The 15,565-nt window shown below is 59.1% G+C and carries 18 protein-coding genes and 1 riboswitch; of the genes, 9 read left to right on the forward strand and 9 right to left on the reverse strand.

The features are described 5' to 3' along the window. Positions 1-64 precede the first annotated feature (64 nt). The 3 genes from CCX46_RS25325 (at position 65) to CCX46_RS25335 (ending at position 2,908) form a co-directional block, all read left to right on the forward strand. Positions 65-1,030 carry a 2-hydroxyacid dehydrogenase gene (locus tag CCX46_RS25325; RefSeq protein ID WP_127929729.1) on the forward strand — a complete coding sequence of 322 codons (966 nt, stop codon included), beginning with the start codon at positions 65-67 and terminating at the stop codon, positions 1,028-1,030. Between the two features lie 32 nt (positions 1,031-1,062). Further along, positions 1,063-2,061 carry a class I SAM-dependent methyltransferase gene (locus CCX46_RS25330; protein WP_077574494.1) on the forward strand — a complete coding sequence of 333 codons (999 nt, stop codon included), beginning with the start codon at positions 1,063-1,065 and terminating at the stop codon, positions 2,059-2,061. 50 nt (positions 2,062-2,111) lie between these two features. Continuing rightward, a riboswitch (yybP-ykoY riboswitch) is annotated at positions 2,112-2,236 on the forward strand. A gap of 87 nt (positions 2,237-2,323) precedes the next feature. Then, a complete protein-coding gene (locus CCX46_RS25335) occupies positions 2,324-2,908 on the forward strand; it encodes a TMEM165/GDT1 family protein (protein WP_007912813.1) in 585 nt (194 codons plus the stop codon). A gap of 124 nt (positions 2,909-3,032) precedes the next feature. Here CCX46_RS25335 and CCX46_RS25340 read toward each other — a convergent pair whose 3' ends face one another. Beyond that, positions 3,033-3,851, reverse strand: a complete 819-nt coding sequence (locus CCX46_RS25340) for a M48 family metallopeptidase (RefSeq protein WP_127929730.1) — start codon at positions 3,849-3,851, stop codon at positions 3,033-3,035. Between the two features lie 262 nt (positions 3,852-4,113). On the opposite strand from CCX46_RS25340, the gene CCX46_RS25345 reads away from it, so the two are divergent. Further along, positions 4,114-6,255: a methyl-accepting chemotaxis protein gene (locus CCX46_RS25345; protein WP_127929731.1), complete on the forward strand. Its 2,142-nt coding sequence runs from the start codon at positions 4,114-4,116 to the stop codon at positions 6,253-6,255. A gap of 207 nt (positions 6,256-6,462) precedes the next feature. Here CCX46_RS25345 and CCX46_RS25350 read toward each other — a convergent pair whose 3' ends face one another. Genes CCX46_RS25350 through CCX46_RS25360 form a run of 3 tightly spaced genes read right to left on the reverse strand, consistent with a single transcriptional unit; the run spans position 6,463 to position 7,575 of the window. Next, positions 6,463-7,086, reverse strand: coding sequence for an SOS response-associated peptidase (locus tag CCX46_RS25350; protein WP_127929732.1), 624 nt, complete (start codon positions 7,084-7,086; stop codon positions 6,463-6,465). A 36-nt stretch (positions 7,087-7,122) separates the two neighbouring features. Beyond that, positions 7,123-7,383 (reverse strand): putative signal transducing protein, encoded by a 261-nt coding sequence (locus tag CCX46_RS25355; RefSeq protein WP_007912819.1) that lies wholly within the window; start codon positions 7,381-7,383, stop codon positions 7,123-7,125. A 9-nt stretch (positions 7,384-7,392) separates the two neighbouring features. Then, entirely contained in the window at positions 7,393-7,575 is a 183-nt protein-coding gene (locus CCX46_RS25360; RefSeq protein ID WP_127929733.1) for a CPXCG motif-containing cysteine-rich protein, read from the reverse strand. A gap of 142 nt (positions 7,576-7,717) precedes the next feature. On the opposite strand from CCX46_RS25360, the gene CCX46_RS25365 reads away from it, so the two are divergent. After that, positions 7,718-8,881 (forward strand): 1-acyl-sn-glycerol-3-phosphate acyltransferase, encoded by a 1,164-nt coding sequence (locus tag CCX46_RS25365; protein ID WP_177413883.1) that lies wholly within the window; start codon positions 7,718-7,720, stop codon positions 8,879-8,881. Between the two features lie 60 nt (positions 8,882-8,941). Here the strand turns inward: CCX46_RS25365 and CCX46_RS25370 are convergent, their stop codons facing one another. Next, positions 8,942-9,220, reverse strand: coding sequence for a hypothetical protein (locus CCX46_RS25370; RefSeq protein WP_016985168.1), 279 nt, complete (start codon positions 9,218-9,220; stop codon positions 8,942-8,944). A 193-nt stretch (positions 9,221-9,413) separates the two neighbouring features. Here CCX46_RS25370 and CCX46_RS25375 point away from each other — a divergent pair, with 193 nt between their 5' ends. After that, complete coding sequence (locus CCX46_RS25375; RefSeq protein WP_008083982.1) at positions 9,414-9,620, forward strand: hypothetical protein; 207 nt, start codon at positions 9,414-9,416, stop codon at positions 9,618-9,620. Between the two features lie 267 nt (positions 9,621-9,887). Here CCX46_RS25375 and CCX46_RS25380 read toward each other — a convergent pair whose 3' ends face one another. Then, positions 9,888-10,472, reverse strand: coding sequence for a YajG family lipoprotein (locus CCX46_RS25380; RefSeq protein ID WP_008086137.1), 585 nt, complete (start codon positions 10,470-10,472; stop codon positions 9,888-9,890). A 204-nt stretch (positions 10,473-10,676) separates the two neighbouring features. Here CCX46_RS25380 and CCX46_RS25385 point away from each other — a divergent pair, with 204 nt between their 5' ends. Both CCX46_RS25385 and mqo read left to right on the forward strand, forming a co-directional pair. Next, positions 10,677-10,910 (forward strand): hypothetical protein, encoded by a 234-nt coding sequence (locus CCX46_RS25385; RefSeq protein ID WP_127929735.1) that lies wholly within the window; start codon positions 10,677-10,679, stop codon positions 10,908-10,910. 708 nt (positions 10,911-11,618) lie between these two features. Then, a complete protein-coding gene (gene mqo, locus CCX46_RS25390) occupies positions 11,619-13,127 on the forward strand; it encodes a malate dehydrogenase (quinone) (protein ID WP_127929736.1) in 1,509 nt (502 codons plus the stop codon). A 67-nt stretch (positions 13,128-13,194) separates the two neighbouring features. On the opposite strand, the gene CCX46_RS25395 is transcribed toward mqo, so the two are convergent. The 3 genes from CCX46_RS25395 to CCX46_RS25405 all read right to left on the reverse strand — a co-directional run bounded on the left by CCX46_RS25395 (position 13,195) and on the right by CCX46_RS25405 (position 14,763). After that, complete coding sequence (locus tag CCX46_RS25395) at positions 13,195-13,482, reverse strand: PA4642 family protein (protein ID WP_127929737.1); 288 nt, start codon at positions 13,480-13,482, stop codon at positions 13,195-13,197. A 63-nt stretch (positions 13,483-13,545) separates the two neighbouring features. Continuing rightward, the gene (locus tag CCX46_RS25400) at positions 13,546-14,025 is read right to left on the reverse strand and encodes a hypothetical protein (protein WP_127929738.1); all 480 of its coding nucleotides are present in this window, start codon (positions 14,023-14,025) and stop codon (positions 13,546-13,548) included. Positions 14,026-14,205: 180 nt separating this feature from the next. Next, a complete protein-coding gene (locus CCX46_RS25405; protein WP_016987197.1) occupies positions 14,206-14,763 on the reverse strand; it encodes a hypoxanthine-guanine phosphoribosyltransferase in 558 nt (185 codons plus the stop codon). Between the two features lie 163 nt (positions 14,764-14,926). On the opposite strand from CCX46_RS25405, the gene upp reads away from it, so the two are divergent. Continuing rightward, entirely contained in the window at positions 14,927-15,565 is a 639-nt protein-coding gene (gene upp, locus CCX46_RS25410) for a uracil phosphoribosyltransferase (RefSeq protein WP_007912842.1), read from the forward strand.

Raw genomic sequence — 15,565 nt, forward strand, 5'->3', positions numbered from 1 at the left:
ATTTGTTTCATCTGGTAGGCTCGGCAGATTACGCCCAACGCTCACAGCACAAAAGGTACAGTTGATGACGAACACGCGCCGCGCGGTATTCCTTGATCACCCTTCGCTGGATCTCGGCGATCTGGACCTCAGTCCGTTGCGCGACTGCTTCAGCGATCTGCAACTGTTCGCCCAGACCTTGCCCGAGCAAGTCGCCGAGCGTTTGCAAGGCGCCACCGTGGCGATCAGTAACAAGATCCTGATCGACGCCGCCGCGATGGCTGCCAACCCCGATCTGAAACTGATCCTGATCACCGCCACCGGCACCAACAACGTCGACCTCGCCGCCGCCCGCGCGCAGGGCATTACCGTGTGCAACTGTCAGGGTTACGGCACGCCATCGGTGGCGCAACACACCATCATGCTGCTGCTCAACCTCGCCACGCGTCTGGCCGATTATCAGAAAGCCGTCGGTGAAGGTCGCTGGCAGCAGGCCAAACAGTTCTGCCTGCTCGACTATCCGATTGTCGAACTGGAAGGTAAAACCCTTGGCCTGCTTGGGCATGGCGAACTCGGTGGCGCTGTTGCTCGATTAGCCGAAGCTTTCGGCATGCGCGTGTTGCTCGGGCAGATTCCGGGTCGCCCTGCTCGCCCGGATCGTTTGCCGCTGGATGAACTGCTGCCGCAAATCGACGCGCTCACCTTGCACTGTCCGCTCAACGAACACACCCGCCACTTCATCGGTGCCCGCGAACTGGCCGCAATGAAACCCGGTGCGTTCGTGGTCAACACCGCCCGTGGCGGTCTGATCGATGAGCAGGCGCTGGCCGATGCGTTGCGCAACGGCCACCTCGGTGGCGCCGCGACAGATGTGTTGAGCATCGAGCCGCCGACCCAGGGCAATCCCTTGCTCGCGGCAGATATTCCGCGCCTCATCGTTACGCCGCACAACGCTTGGGGCAGTCGCGAGGCACGCCAGCGCATCGTCGGCCAATTGACCGAAAACGCTCAGGCGTTCTTCAGCGGTAAGGCGCTGCGGGTCGTCAGTTGATAAACTGCGGCACTTTTTTTTGAGGAGCAGTTATGGATCCGCGCAGTGAAGTACTGCTTCGTCAGCCCGAGTTGTTTCAAGGTTCGTTGTTGTTGGCCGGTTTGCCCGCCGACGATTTGCTCGGGCGCCTGCCCAATGCATTCGGCTGGTGCTGGCATGCCGGCGATCAAGCTGCGCTGGACGCACGCTTCGAGGGTCGCAGCCATTTCGGCGTGAACATTCCCGAGCGCGAGTTCGACAGCGCCGTGGTGTTTCTGCCCAAGTCCAAGGACCTGACCGATTACATCCTCAACGCCGTGGCCTCACGTCTGGCCGGGCGTGAAGTGTTTCTGGTCGGGGAAAAACGCAGCGGCATCGAAGGCGCGTCCAAGCAGCTCAACCCGTTCGGCAAGCCGCGCAAGCTCGACAGCGCGCGGCACTGCCAGTTGTGGCAAGTGACTGTGGCCAATGCCCCGGAAGCGAAATCATTGGAAAGCCTGGCGCAGACCTATGAATTGCCACTGGCTGAAGGCCCGTTGAAAGTCATCAGCCTGCCGGGCGTGTTCAGCCACGGTCGCCTGGATCGCGGCAGCGCCCTGTTGCTGGAGCATCTGGACAAATTGCCGAGCGGCCATTTGCTCGACTTCGGTTGCGGCGCTGGCGTGTTGGGGGCTGCGGTAAAACGTCGCTATCCGCACAATCAAGTGACGTTGCTGGATGTGGATGCGTTTGCCGCTGCCAGCAGCCGTCTGACGCTGGCGGCCAACGGTCTGGAAGCTGAAGTGCTGACGGGGGATGGTATCGATGCTGCGCCGATGGGTTTGAATGCGATTCTGAGCAACCCGCCGTTTCATGTCGGCGTGCACACCGATTATTTCGCTACGGAGAACTTGCTGCGAAAAGCAGCCAAACATCTAAAAAACGGCGGCGAACTGCGCTTGGTCGCGAACAGCTTCCTCAAGTATCAACCGCTGATCGAGGAGCATCTTGGCGTGTGCGCGATCAAGGCTGAAGGCAATGGTTTCCGGATTTACCGAGCCAAGCGCGGCTGAAACTTGTTTTAAAAAAGAGGCTTGCTCAATCGGATTTGCCTAGGCAGAATCCGCTCCGTCCTAGGGGAGTAGTCTCCCACGAGCGCCAAGCTCGTCCGGCATACGTCAACATACTTGATCCTCAGATCATGGCGTATGCGACCCAAGCGTCCGCAACAGACGGATCGCAGGGTTTGACAAGACCTATGACACGCACACCTTACCCGGGGCGGGAAGGCTGTACGTGTCATAGCCGTGTCGACCCGCCCCTTAGGAAATCCTGATGCTGGACTCGTTACTCGTTCCCACCGCAATCGTTGCCTTGGCCGAAATCGGCGACAAGACGCAACTGCTCGCGCTGATTCTCGCCGCTCGCTTCCGCAAACCCTGGCCGATCATTGCCGGTATTGTCGCCGCGACCCTGGCCAACCACGCAGCAGCCGGTGCGGTAGGCGCCTGGTTCGGCAGTTTCTTCTCAAATGCGACGCTGCACTGGATCCTCGCCGCGAGCTTCACGGCCACGGCGCTGTGGACGCTGGTGCCGGACAAAATGGACGACGATGAAACCAGCACCGCGCGCAAGTTCGGGCCTTTCCTGACCACACTGATTGCATTCTTCCTGGCGGAAATGGGCGACAAGACTCAGGTCGCCACGGTGATGCTCGCGGCGCAATACCCGGATCTGTGGCTGGTGATTATCGGTACGACAGCGGGCATGTTGATTGCAAACGTGCCGGTGGTATTGGCCGGTAACTTTGCCGCCGACAAATTGCCACTGACCCTGATCCGTCGCCTCGCAGCTTCGGCGTTCATGATTCTGGCAATTGTTGCGGTGTACAAAGCGATGCAGAGCAGTGGCTGGGTTTAACCCTGAGAGAAGGATCGTTCCCACGCTCTGCGTGGGAATGCAGCCGGGGACGCTCTGCGTCCCTTTTGGAACGCGGAGCGTCCTTAGAGGCATTCCCACGCAGAGCGTGGGAACGATCACCGACTCAGGATTTCGGGGCCTGTTCGTACAGCGGCATGACTTTCGGGATCGCCGCCTGCAACGAGGCAATCCGGCTGGTCGAGGCCGGGTGAGTGCTCATGAACTCCGGCGGCGAACCTTCCGACGCTTTGCTCATCTTGTTCCACAAAGTGATCGCGGCGTTCGGGTTGTAACCGGCGCGTGCGGCCAGTTCCAGACCGATCAGGTCGGCTTCGTTTTCGTTGGCACGGCTGTTCGGCAACGTCATGCCGTAGTTGGCCACCGTATCGGCCAGCGCCAGACTGTCCTGACCCAGACCAAGCAATGCACCTGCGCCCTGCTTGGCCATTTCAATCCCGTAGGCTTTGGACATTGCTTCACGACCATGCTCGCGCAGGGCGTGGGCGATTTCATGGCCCATGACCGCGGCGATTTCATCGTCGGTGAGCTTCAGGCTGTCAATCAGCCCGGTGTAGAAAATGATCTTGCCGCCAGGCCCGCAGTTGGCGTTGAGCTCGTCGCTCTTGATCAGATTGACTTCCCACTGCCACTGCGCCGAATCCGGACGGAAGTTCGGCGCCTGGGCGATCAAGCGATTGGCAATTGCCTGAACCCGCTTGGCCTCAGGACTGGTCTTGTCCAGCACACCTTTGCTGGAGGCTTCACCGACAGTCTTCTGATACGACTGGGCATACATCTGGTCGACCTCTTGCGAGGACAGCATGCTGAACATGTACTGCTTGCGCTCCACACCCACGGCACCGCCGCTGGTGGTGTTGACCGACTGACAACCGGCCAGCAACAGCGCTGCGCCCAGTGCACTTACAACCATTGTCTTGTTCATTCAAAAGCTCCCTGAAAACCTGTCGCGTATCCTAGGCGGGTAATTGTATCGACGCCAGATACAACGGACGTGCTGCAGCGACTTTCAGACGTTTCCCACCATGGCTGTCGTAAAAAATTCACAGCAACGGCAGAGCCTCTGCCACTGCGTCGCGCACTGATCCATTTGCGACATCGGCGTTCAATTGCCACTGCCCGCGCTCATGGCCCAATGCCGCCTGCCGATATATCACCGCAGACGTCCTCTTGCGTGCGGAGCTCCCATGAAGTTCAAGTCGATCCAGTTTTCCGTCGCCGCCCTGGCCGGCGCCATCGTGCTCAGTGTGGTCGCCGCGCTGGTGCTGTATGCGCTGTTCTCCGGTGCGCGCACGCAAGAGATGGTGCAACAACGCACCCAGGCGCAGTTCGAGCAAGTCATCGAACAGCGCCTGACCTCGCTGGCGCAAACCCAGGTCAGCCAGATCCAGCGCGAACTTGAAGCGCCGCTGCTGATTGCCGGCGGACTGGTGCGGGTCAACGCCCTGCTCGGCACGCCGGACGCCGATGGCCAGCCGCGCCTCACTGTCAGCCGCGAACAACTGATCAGCCTGATCAAAGAGAACGTCGAAAAGAACCCGAAGATTCTCGGCACCTACATCGGCTGGGAAAAGAATGCCCTCGACCACAATGACGCGGCCTACATCGGCACTAGCGTCGTGGGCATCGACGCGTCCAACGGGCGCTTCCTGCCGTGGTGGTTCCGCAACGATGACCGCACCCTCGGCCTGGACAAACTGGTCGACGTCGACGATCAGAAGACCCTGTCCACTGGCGTGCGCGCCAGCGAATACTACTTGTGCTCGAAGGAAACGAAGAAAGCCTGCGTGATCGATCCGGCGCCGTACAAGGTCGGCGACAAGATCGTCATGCTCGCCTCTTTCATTGAACCGATCATGCTCAACGGCGCTTTCCAGGGCATCGTCGGTGCTGACCTGTCGGTGAACTTCATTCAGGAAATGCTTCTCGCAGCCAACCAAAAGCTGTACAGCGGCGCCGGGCAAATGGCCCTGATTGGCGGCAACGGCCGGATCGTTGCCTATACCAAAGACGCCAGCAAATTCGGCGAAAAAGTCAGCGATATCCTCGACGCCGAGCAGATCGGCAACCTGGCCAATCTCAAACGCGGCGAAGTGACTTACTCGGTCAACAAGGACAAGGGCCGCATCGAGTTGTACCTGCCGTTCGGCATCGGCCAGACCGATGCGCGCTGGACATTGATGCTGCAATTGCCGCTCAACGCGGTGATGGCCGATCTGCAAAAACTGCAGAGCGATCTGGACGCCCAGCGTAAATCCGACACCTTCGGCATGGCCATGGTCGGTCTGCTCATCGCCGGCCTCGGCTTGCTGGTGATCTGGCTGGTCGGCCACGGCATCGCCCGACCGCTGAAGCAAATGGTCGCGATGCTCAATGACATCGCTCAGGGTGAAGGTGATCTGACACGACGTTTGAGCAGCGATCGCAGCGATGAATTGGGCTCGATCGCCAAAGGCTTCAACACCTTCCTCGCCAAGTTGCAGGCGATGATCACCCAAGTGGTGACGTCGGTGCAGAGCGTCAGCGATTCTTCGGAACACACCGCCGACATCGCGATACGCACCAACATCGGCATCCAGAAACAAATGGCCGAGATCGATCAGGTGGCCACCGCAGTGCAGGAAATGACCGCCACTGCCCAGGACGTGGCGCGCAACGCAACGCAGGCTGCGCAAGCCGCCAGTCACGCCGATCAAGCGGCCAGTCAGGGCATGCAGATCGTCCGCGACACCTCGAATTCGATTGGCGTGCTGGCAGTGGAAATTGGCAAAGCCGTAGACGTGGTGCAGACGCTGGCCAAGGACAGCGAAAACATCAACGCGATTCTCACGGCGATTCGCGGGATTGCCGAGCAGACCAATCTGCTGGCCCTGAACGCGGCGATTGAAGCGGCGCGTGCCGGTGAGCAAGGTCGCGGTTTTGCCGTGGTCGCCGACGAGGTGCGCAATCTGGCGCAGAAAACCCAGAAAGCCACCGAAGAAATCCAGAGCATGATCCAGCAACTGCAACAGGGCACACGCGACGTGGTGCGGGTCATGGAAGACAGCCAGAACCGCACTGATGAAAGCGTGCAGCACGCGGCGAAAGCGGCTCAAGCGCTGGAAACGATTACTCAGGCAGTTTCGGTGATCAACGACATGAACACGCAGATTGCCAGTGCGGCGGAAGAGCAGAGTGCGGTGGCCGATGACATCAACCGCAATGTGATCAACATCGGGCAAGTGGCGAATGAAGTGGCGGGTGGCGCGGATGAGTCGAGTTCGGCGAGTGCCGATTTGACCAAGCTGGCGGAGCAGCAGCGGCGGTTGATCAATCAGTTCAAGGTCTGAAAAGCGAAAAGCACCCTCACCCTAACCCTCTCCCAGAGGGAGAGGGGACTGACCGAGTTGTCTCCCGTCATACATCGACCTGAAATAACCAGTCGATTATGGATTCCAAGCTGAGCGTTCAAGTCGGTGCATTTCGTCAATATCCCCCAATCAGTCCCCTCTCCCTCCGGGAGAGGGCTAGGGTGAGGGGCTTTTGATCTACAGTCTTTAACCCGGGGTCAAACACTCCGGCCCATTGAGCTTCGGATCATTGATCAGATTCGCCAACACCCGCTCACGCAGCGCCGCCGGTTCACTGGCCAGCAACCCTTGCAACACATGCAATGGCGTTTCGGGATCGAGCCACGCCGCCTGCCCCGCCTCATCGAGAATCAACGGCCGCCGCTGACTCGACGCCGGCTGAGTGATCACCGCCGTACTCAACCACACCTGTTCCTGCACCGGATACGCCTCCCAGATCGCCGCAAAAAACAGCGAAGAGCCCTCCCCCGGCGTTAGCCAGAACGGGCGCTTGCGCTGGGTCCCGCGCCATTCATAGAAACCATTCGCCGGCAGCAGGCAGCGACGCTGGCGCAGCGCCTCACGAAACATCGGCTGCTCGGCCACGGTTTCCGCCCGGGCATGCGCCGGGGTTCTCGACAGATCGGTCAGCCACGGCGGTGTCAGCCCCCAACGGGCGCGCGCCAAGGTGCGCTGGCCGTCTTCAGCGGCGCGCAGCATCAACACCGAATCATTGGGGGAAATGTTCCACTGCGCCTGCTGATCGGCGGGAAAACCTGGCAGGGCCGCGAAATCGCGGTTCCAGCGAAACAGGGCATAACGTCCACACATGGGGCAACACGACTCTGAAGTAAAACGAAGCTCAGCCTAACAGACCAGCGTTCCGGGGAAGCTCTCCGGTTCATCGCCGGGCAGCGGCAGCGCGGCATTGTACGCGGTGATCAGCTCGCGAGCGTATTCGGCCTGATCGTTATCGACGGACAAGCCCAACAGACCGAAGATCGGCAGCTCGCCCGTTCCACCGAGCAAATCGCGGCCAATCAAGTGCGCCTCGATGCCTTCGCTGGCGAGCATGCCCTTGAGCATTTCACCTTCCATCAGGTTTTCCGGCTCGTAGATTCGCTGCATGGGCGCGCCTCACTCGTTTTCGCTGAAGACTTCCAGATGCCATTCCTCTCCATGAACCTGCAACACGAACGTTATTGGCTGACAACACACCTGACAGTCCTCGATGTAAGTCTGATCTCCACCGGACAGGTCCAGCGTCGTCTCTACTGCTTCCCCACAATAAGGACATTCGTATTCAGCGGTTTCCAGCATCGCGGTCTCCCAAGTGACTTGTGCGTATAATCGCCGGTCTATTTGCAGGGCTATTTTTGTCTGGCTACTTTTTCAGACCGTGCCCCGCGGGTTTTCGATCAAAACCTTTACTTACCCTAGCCGTTTCCAACAAGAGAGCATGATGGGCGAATTCGATGCCATCCGACCTTACGACGACAGCGAAGTACCTGTGGTACTGGCAAGACTGCTCGGCGACAAGGCGTTTCTAGATATCCTCACCCACTTCCGCTTCCCGCGTTTTGCCGGTGCCTTCGGCTGGATGCTCAAACCACTTATAGCCCATCGGCTGCGTCGTGAGTTCGCCGACGTGACGTCGGTGGCGACGTTGCAGGACAAGGTCGAGTCCTACGTCGACCACACCATCGAGCGCGCCACCGACGGCGTGACCTACACCGGTGTCGAGCAATTCAAGTCCGGCAGCGCCTATCTGTTCATCGCCAACCACCGCGATATCGTGATGGACCCGGCCTTCGTCAACTACGCCGTGTACCACGCTGGCCTGCCGACGCCGCGCATCGCGATTGGCGACAACCTGCTGCAAAAACCGTTTGTCAGCGACCTGATGCGTTTGAACAAGAGCTTCATCGTCCACCGTTCGATCACCGGCCGCCGCGAGAAAATGGCTGCGTATCAACTGTTGTCGGCGTACATCAACCACTCGATCCGCAACGATTGCGCGTCGATCTGGATCGCTCAGGCCGAAGGTCGGGCGAAGGACGGCGACGACCGCACCGAGTCGGCGATCCTCAAGATGTTCCACATGAGCCGCAAGGACGAGCCGTTCGGCGAAGTGATCCGCTCGCTGAATGTCACCCCGGTGTCGATCAGCTACGAATACGACCCGTGCGACCAGGCCAAAGCCCGCGAGCTGTACATCCGCGCGACCACCGGCACCTACGCGAAAGCGCCGGGCGAGGATGATGTGAGCATTGCCAAGGGCATCACCGGCTACAAGGGCCGCGTGCATGTGAACTTTGCTGCACCGATCACTGAGCTGTTCGAAGACACCAAGCAATTGGCGGTCGAAATGGACAAGCAGATTCTCGGCGGCTATCGCCTGTTTCCGGTGCATTACCTGGCGTACGCGCAGTGGGCTGACGCCGATCCGCAACTGCACGTGCCGAAAGCTGCCGATGTGTTTCCGGCTGATGAGCTGGCCAAGGCGCAGGAAGAATGGCAGAGCCGGCTGGATGCATGCCCTGCAGAGCACCGTCCGTATCTGGTGCTGCAATACGCGACGCCGGTACGTAATCAGTATCGGGTCAAGGCTGGGTTGCCGTTGTAAGCGGTTTACCCCAGATACAAAAAACGGCGCCCTCGGCGCCGTTTTTCATGCCTGATGCTGTTAGAAGCGGGTGCTGATCCAGGAGACGATCAGTGCCAGTCCCAGACAAGCAAAACCAAATCGATAGAAAAACCGGTTCATGCGCAAGGTCGCCCAATCGAGGATCGGCTCGGCGTTCGGTTGCGCCTGACGCTGGGCGGCAATGCTGGCCATCGCGCGCTGTTCACGGCGACGAGTGGCGTGCAGCAGCCAACTGCCCGGAAACGCCAACAGCAGTGCCAGCAAGTTGATCAACTTGGCGGGATGGGCGGTAAACAGCGTCATCAAGTGCAGCGACATCACAGACCTCTATCTGAACCGGTATGGCAGACGCCAGACCGACGACCGCGGCGCGGATTCTACCGAAACCTTGCTCCCCTGCCCCAGCCTTTGCGACAAATTACCTGACAATCGACCGATGGCTGTCCTGTGTCACGGCTTCGTCATGTGGATAGGCCACCCTGCGCGCCTCGAAACACACATGGAACGCGACATGCTTCACGCTGAAAACCAGGATCGTCTTTATCTCATTACCCCTTACGACGAGCAGCAAAGCCTCGTCGGCAGCCTCGCCTTCAATGTTCAGGATCGCCATTGGCTGGTGTATTGCGCACTGGGCGGGCATCAGCATGCGGATTTGCCGGAGACGGATTTGCTGACGGGTGTCAGCGTTCTCGACTTTTACTCGCAGGCTGCCTGAAAGCAAAAGCCCCTCACCCTAGCCCTCTCCCAAAGGGAGAGGGGACTGACCGAGGTGTTTATTCGAGGTACATCGACCTGAAATATCGAGCCGAACTCAGATTCTGAAAAGCCCCCGATCGGCTCCCTTTCCCCCTCGCCCCCCTTGGGGGAGAGGACTGGGGTGAGGGGGATCGATTGTTCATCCAACACAAAATTTCAATCCTGACACCCACAAAAAAGCCCGGAACCATCACTGGCCCCGGGCTTTTTCACATCTGCCGAAAACTTACTCGGCCAGAACCTGACCCACAGTCGGATCCTTGAACAGACGCGTCAGCGCATCACTCAACACATCGCTGACCAGTTTGGTGTTGGTTTCCTGGTTCGGCGCCATGCCGAAACGCTGGTCCAGCGAAGCGCCGTAACGGCCGCTGTAACGGCGGTTGGCGTTCTGCACGTCGGAGCGGAAGGTCGCGCCGATGGTCGCCTCAGTCACGTACATGCCTTCTTTCGGCGACTGATACTTCAGCTCGGCCAGGGTCACGGTCAACTGCGGAGCATTCGGCGCGTTATTGGTCGGGGTGAAACCGAGCAGACGCACGGCGGCTTCAGCCTGAGCCTGCAGCTTGGGCAGGATCTGCTCGCGCTGCACGGTGATGGCGCTGGTTTCCGGGTACAGACCGCCACGCGTGCCCAAAGTTGGCGACGGACGACCGTCTACTACACGCACGACAACAGGCTGGCCACGACCGACCGCTGGCAGCTGGGTGGTCAGCTTCGGCTCCGGGTTCAGTTGTTGCGGGCTGTGGGCGCAGCCGGCCAAGGTCAAACCGGCCACAGTGATCAAACCGAACAACAGGCGTTGCAACATGCTCTTCTCTCCAGAATCAGGCACAAACAGGCCGGCAGTATAGCGGTGGGCCACTGCGGGTAACCAGCGCCCGACAGTGAATACTGAAATGTCTGACAAACCCGCGGGAAAGCGGTTCCTGTCACAGATTATTCACCCGGCATACACGTTCACGTCACGGCGCCTTGGCAACCTTGCAATCAGTCCCCCACAAGGTACTCAATCATGCGTTATCTGATCTCGTTGTTCTCGCCACGCCCGCTGCACCGCAGCTTCGCTCTGCTCGATCGCAACGGCCATTGCCAGGCATTCAAGCAGTGCAGCCTGCAACCGATGGGCGATGGCTGGGTGGAAATCGAAGAAATCCGCCTCAACTGGTTGCACCAGCCACTGCCCGCCAGCGCCCGCGTCATAGCGTCGCAGCCCCGTGCACGGGTGCAAGCGATGTTGAGCATCTGACCGGATGCCTAATAAAAGTCATTAAACACGAGCAACTGCCCGCATTTCTTCGATACAATCTCCCCCCGATTATAAGGACGTCTCCTGATCGGGCCCCGCAACAGCGTCAATGCGCATGCATCGACACCCAAAATCGCCCACAGAGAGCCGCCCACACAGATCGAGTGAAGTTGGCGCGCTTGCCTGTTCTTCCGGCAAAAACCCCGCTTTTCGCGAATCTGCAGAGCTGTCATGACGCTCGGCCACCGCGTTGTTTTTGCCCTCGGGCAAGGTGCCAGGCCTGGACAGCCCTTTTTTGAGGTTCACGTCTTCAAAAGAGCGTGAAAAAAACGGGTTTTCACAACTTCACAAGAGTGTGGCGAGCAAATGAAAAGTTTTGCGTCTGAACATGCACCATTAGCGTCTGAAACAGCCCAACGACACAGGACCGGGTATACCTCGAATATCGGAGCCTGAAGCCTGTCCGCTACGGATTTGGTTGCACAAAAACGGATGTCTCGACCATAAGTCGAATTGCCAGCCGCGTGCTGAAATGAGTTCATGGAGCTCTTGAAGCCAGGCCGCATACATCCGTCGAAGTTGCGAAAAATTGCGAAGATTCGGACATGGCGAACCTGACCACGGATAGCCCGGACATCACTGACCTGTCCCGGAACGCCTGGCAGCCATGCCGACAATTTGGTGCTGCAGATTTTGGAGACGCGTTAAATGGCGCATAACGAAGCAGTCGACGTAGTTCTGGTTGGGGCGGGCATCATGAGTGCCACTCTGGCCGTGCTGCTCAAAGAGCTCGACCCCGCGATCAAGCTGGAAGTCGTCGAGCTGATGGATTCCGGTGCCGCAGAGAGTTCCAACCCTTGGAACAACGCCGGTACCGGCCACGCCGGTCTGTGCGAGCTGAACTACACGCCGCAAGCCGCTGATGGCACCGTCGACATCAAGAAAGCCGTGCACATCAACACCCAGTTCGAGGTGTCGAAGCAGTTCTGGTCGTACCTGACCAAGAAAGGCACGTTCGGCTCGTGCAAATCCTTTATCAGCCCGGTGCCGCACCTGAGTTTCGTCCAGGGTGACAAAGGCGTTTCCTTCCTCAAGGAACGTTTCGACGTCCTGCACAAGCATCACGCCTTCTCCGACATGGAGTACACCGAAGACAAGGCCAAAATGGCCGAGTGGATGCCGCTGATGATGCCGGGCCGCTCGCCGGACGAAGTCCTCGCTGCCACTCGCGTGATGAACGGCACCGACGTCAACTTCGGCGCCCTGACCAATCAGTTGCTCAAGCACCTGACCAGCGCCCCGGACACTCAAGTCAAATACTGCAAGCGCGTCACTGGCCTCAAGCGTAACGGCGCCGGCTGGACCGTCAGCATCAAGGACGTCAACAACGGTAACACCCGCGAAGTCGACGCCAAGTTCGTTTTCCTCGGTGCTGGCGGCGCGGCCCTGCCGTTGCTGCAAGCCTCGGGCATCGAAGAAAGCAAAGGCTTCGGCGGCTTCCCGATCAGCGGCCAGTGGCTGCGTTGCGACAATCCGGAAGTGGTCAAGCACCACCAGGCCAAGGTCTACAGCCAGGCAGCAGTGGGTTCGCCACCGATGTCGGTGCCGCACCTGGACACCCGCGTGGTCGACGGCAAGAAATCCCTGCTGTTCGGGCCGTACGCCGGTTTCACCACCAAGTTCCTCAAGCACGGCTCCTTCATGGATCTGCCGCTGTCGGTTCGCGCCGGCAACATCGGGCCGATGCTGGCCGTGGCGAAAAACAACATGGACCTGACCAAGTACCTGGTCAGCGAAGTGATGCAATCGATGGAGCAGCGTCTGGATTCCCTGCGCCGCTTCTACCCTGAGGCGAAAGCCGAAGACTGGCGCCTGGAAGTGGCCGGCCAACGGGTGCAGATCATCAAGAAAGACCCGAAAAAGGGCGGCATCCTGCAGTTCGGTACCGAACTGGTCTCGGCCAAGGACGGCTCCCTCGCCGCCTTGCTCGGCGCTTCGCCGGGTGCGTCGGTGACCGTTTCGATCATGCTCGAGCTGATCGAGAAGTGCTTCCCGGCCAAGGCCAAGGGCGAGTGGGCTGGCAAACTGGCAGAGATCTTCCCGGCCCGTGAAAAGGTCCTGGAAACCGATGCTGCGCTGTATCGCAAGATCAACACGCAGAACAACATCGCGCTGGAACTGGTTGAAGAAAGCAGCGAGACCCCAAGCTACGCTTGATCTTGCCGCATAAAAAACGCCCCGTACTCAGTGAGCGCGGGGCGTTTTTTTATGCCTGGGAAAAGCCTCAGGTGCGGGACTTTTCGATCAGCTCAATGTATTCCGGGGCGTTGCGCTGATCGGCTATCACCTCAACGAAGGTCTTGCCCTGCTCGTCCTTGCCATCCACGTCATAACCAGCTGCAACGAAGAAACCCAGAAAGCGTTCGAAGTCGTCGATACGCAGGCCACGGTAAGCCTTGATCAGTTTGTGCAGCGACGGCGAAGTGGCGTCGACCGGCTCAAAATCGAGGAACAGCTTGATCTGCTCATCGCCGATCTCGTCACCAATCACTTGTTTCTTATCTTTACGCATTGCCGACTCCAGCTCGCAGACATTACACGGGGCGGGCAGTTTACCCCTGCCCGGCCGCCCGGCTCAACGCGATCGCACAGCGCCGGTGTGCAAATCGGCCCAGATGTGGCCATTGGCGTAACTGAGGAACTGCACATACACAGTGTCGTTGCGCAGCAGATCGATGATCACGCGGTATTGGGCCAGCGGATAAAACAGCGTCAGGGTCTTGCTCTTGTCGTCGTAGACCGGCTTTTTCAGGCTTTTGCTTTCGCCGTCGAAATTGACCAGCACTTGGGTGATCGTCGCGCCCTTGTTCAGGGATTTGCCTTTGAGGCGGATCATCAGCGGCGAGGTGACAGGAATCGGTTGCTGGTTGGACTGACGTTGCGCGCCCACCACTACGGCATAGTCGGTGACTTGCATGAGTTGCTGCTGCTCGGGTTCGGCATCGCGCACGGTCAGATCGTCCGGCGGCAGGAACTGGCTGTGCATCGGCGCGGCGGACAGCGGCAGACTGAGGATCAGTAAAAGCGCGGCGAGGCTGCGGATCAAGAGGCGCATGACAAGCTCCGGGGGGGCGGGGCCGAGCACTCTAGCATGGGTATCACGGATGGATCAGCACACACAAAACAACTGTGGGAGCGAGCCTGCTCGCGAAGGCGATTTCACATTCAACACTTATCCCGAATGAAAGATCGCTTTCGCGAGCAGGCTCGCTCCCACATTGGATCGAGGCGCGGATTACATGCCTTTAACGGCAAAAATCCCGTTGGCGTTGCGCCAGTAGCCTTTGTAGTCCATGCCATAACCGAAGATGTAGCGGTCAATGCACGGCAGGCCGACGAAATCGGCTTTCAGGTCAGGACGCGCCTTGCGGTCGTGATCCTTGTCGATCAACACGGCGGTGTGCACTTTGCGCGCGCCGGCGTGTTTGCAGAAGTCGATGATCGCGCCGAGGGTGTGACCTTCATCGAGGATATCGTCGATGATCAGCACGTCGCGGTCGATGAACGAGACTTCCGGCTTGGCTTTCCAGAACAGGTCGCCGCCGCTGGTTTCGTTGCGATAACGGGTCGCGTGCAGGTAGGAGGCTTCCAGCGGGAATTGCAGATGGGTCAGCAGTTTGCCGGAGAAAATCAGCCCGCCGTTCATCACGCAGAACACCACCGGGTTGCTGTCGGCCAGTTGTTCGTTGATTTGTGCACCGACGCGGGCAATGGCGGCCTCGACTTCAGATTCGGTGTACAGGCAGTCAGCCTCTCGCATGATTTGACGGATATGCTCGAGATCAGCGGACATGGCGCTCTCCAGGGGTTGGCGGAATTGGAAAAGCGGGCAAAGGTACGCATCCATCGAGGCCGAATCAAGCCTTTATGGACTAACGTACAGAATGTCCTATAGGACATCACCCTCGGATAGATTAATCTAGGCCGGTTTTTTTGCCCGCCGCCGGAGTTTTTCCATGCCCATCCTCGAGATCCGCCATCCGCTGATCCGTCATAAACTCGGCCTGATGCGCCGCGCCGATATCAGCACCAAGAACTTCCGAGAGCTCGCTCAGGAAGTCGGCGCCCTGTTGACCTATGAAGCTACAAAAGATCTGCCGCTGGAGTCCTACGATATTGCAGGCTGGTGCGGCACCGTCTCGGTCGAGAAAATCGCCGGCAAGAAGATTACCGTCGTGCCGATTCTGCGCGCCGGCATCGGCATGCTTGAAGGCGTGCTGAGCCTGATCCCGGGTGCCAAGGTTTCCGCTGTGGGTGTCGCCCGCAACGAAGAAACCCTGCAAGCGCACACCTATCTGGAAAAACTGGTTCCGGAAATCGACGAACGGTTGGCGATGATCATCGACCCGATGCTCGCCACCGGCAGTTCGATGGTTGCGACCATTGACCTGCTGAAGAAAGCCGGCTGCAAAGATATCCGCGCGATGGTGCTGGTTGCCGCGCCGGAAGGCATTGCTGCAGTAGAAAAAGCTCACCCGGACGTGACCATCTACACCGCGTCCATCGATGAGCGCTTGAACGAGCACGGTTACATCATCCCTGGACTTGGCGACGCCGGTGACAAGATCTTCGGCACCAAGCAGAAGGACGCGTGA

Source organism: Pseudomonas sp. RU47 (assembly GCF_004011755.1).
In the GTDB taxonomy this organism is placed as follows: Bacteria; Pseudomonadota; Gammaproteobacteria; order Pseudomonadales; family Pseudomonadaceae; genus Aquipseudomonas.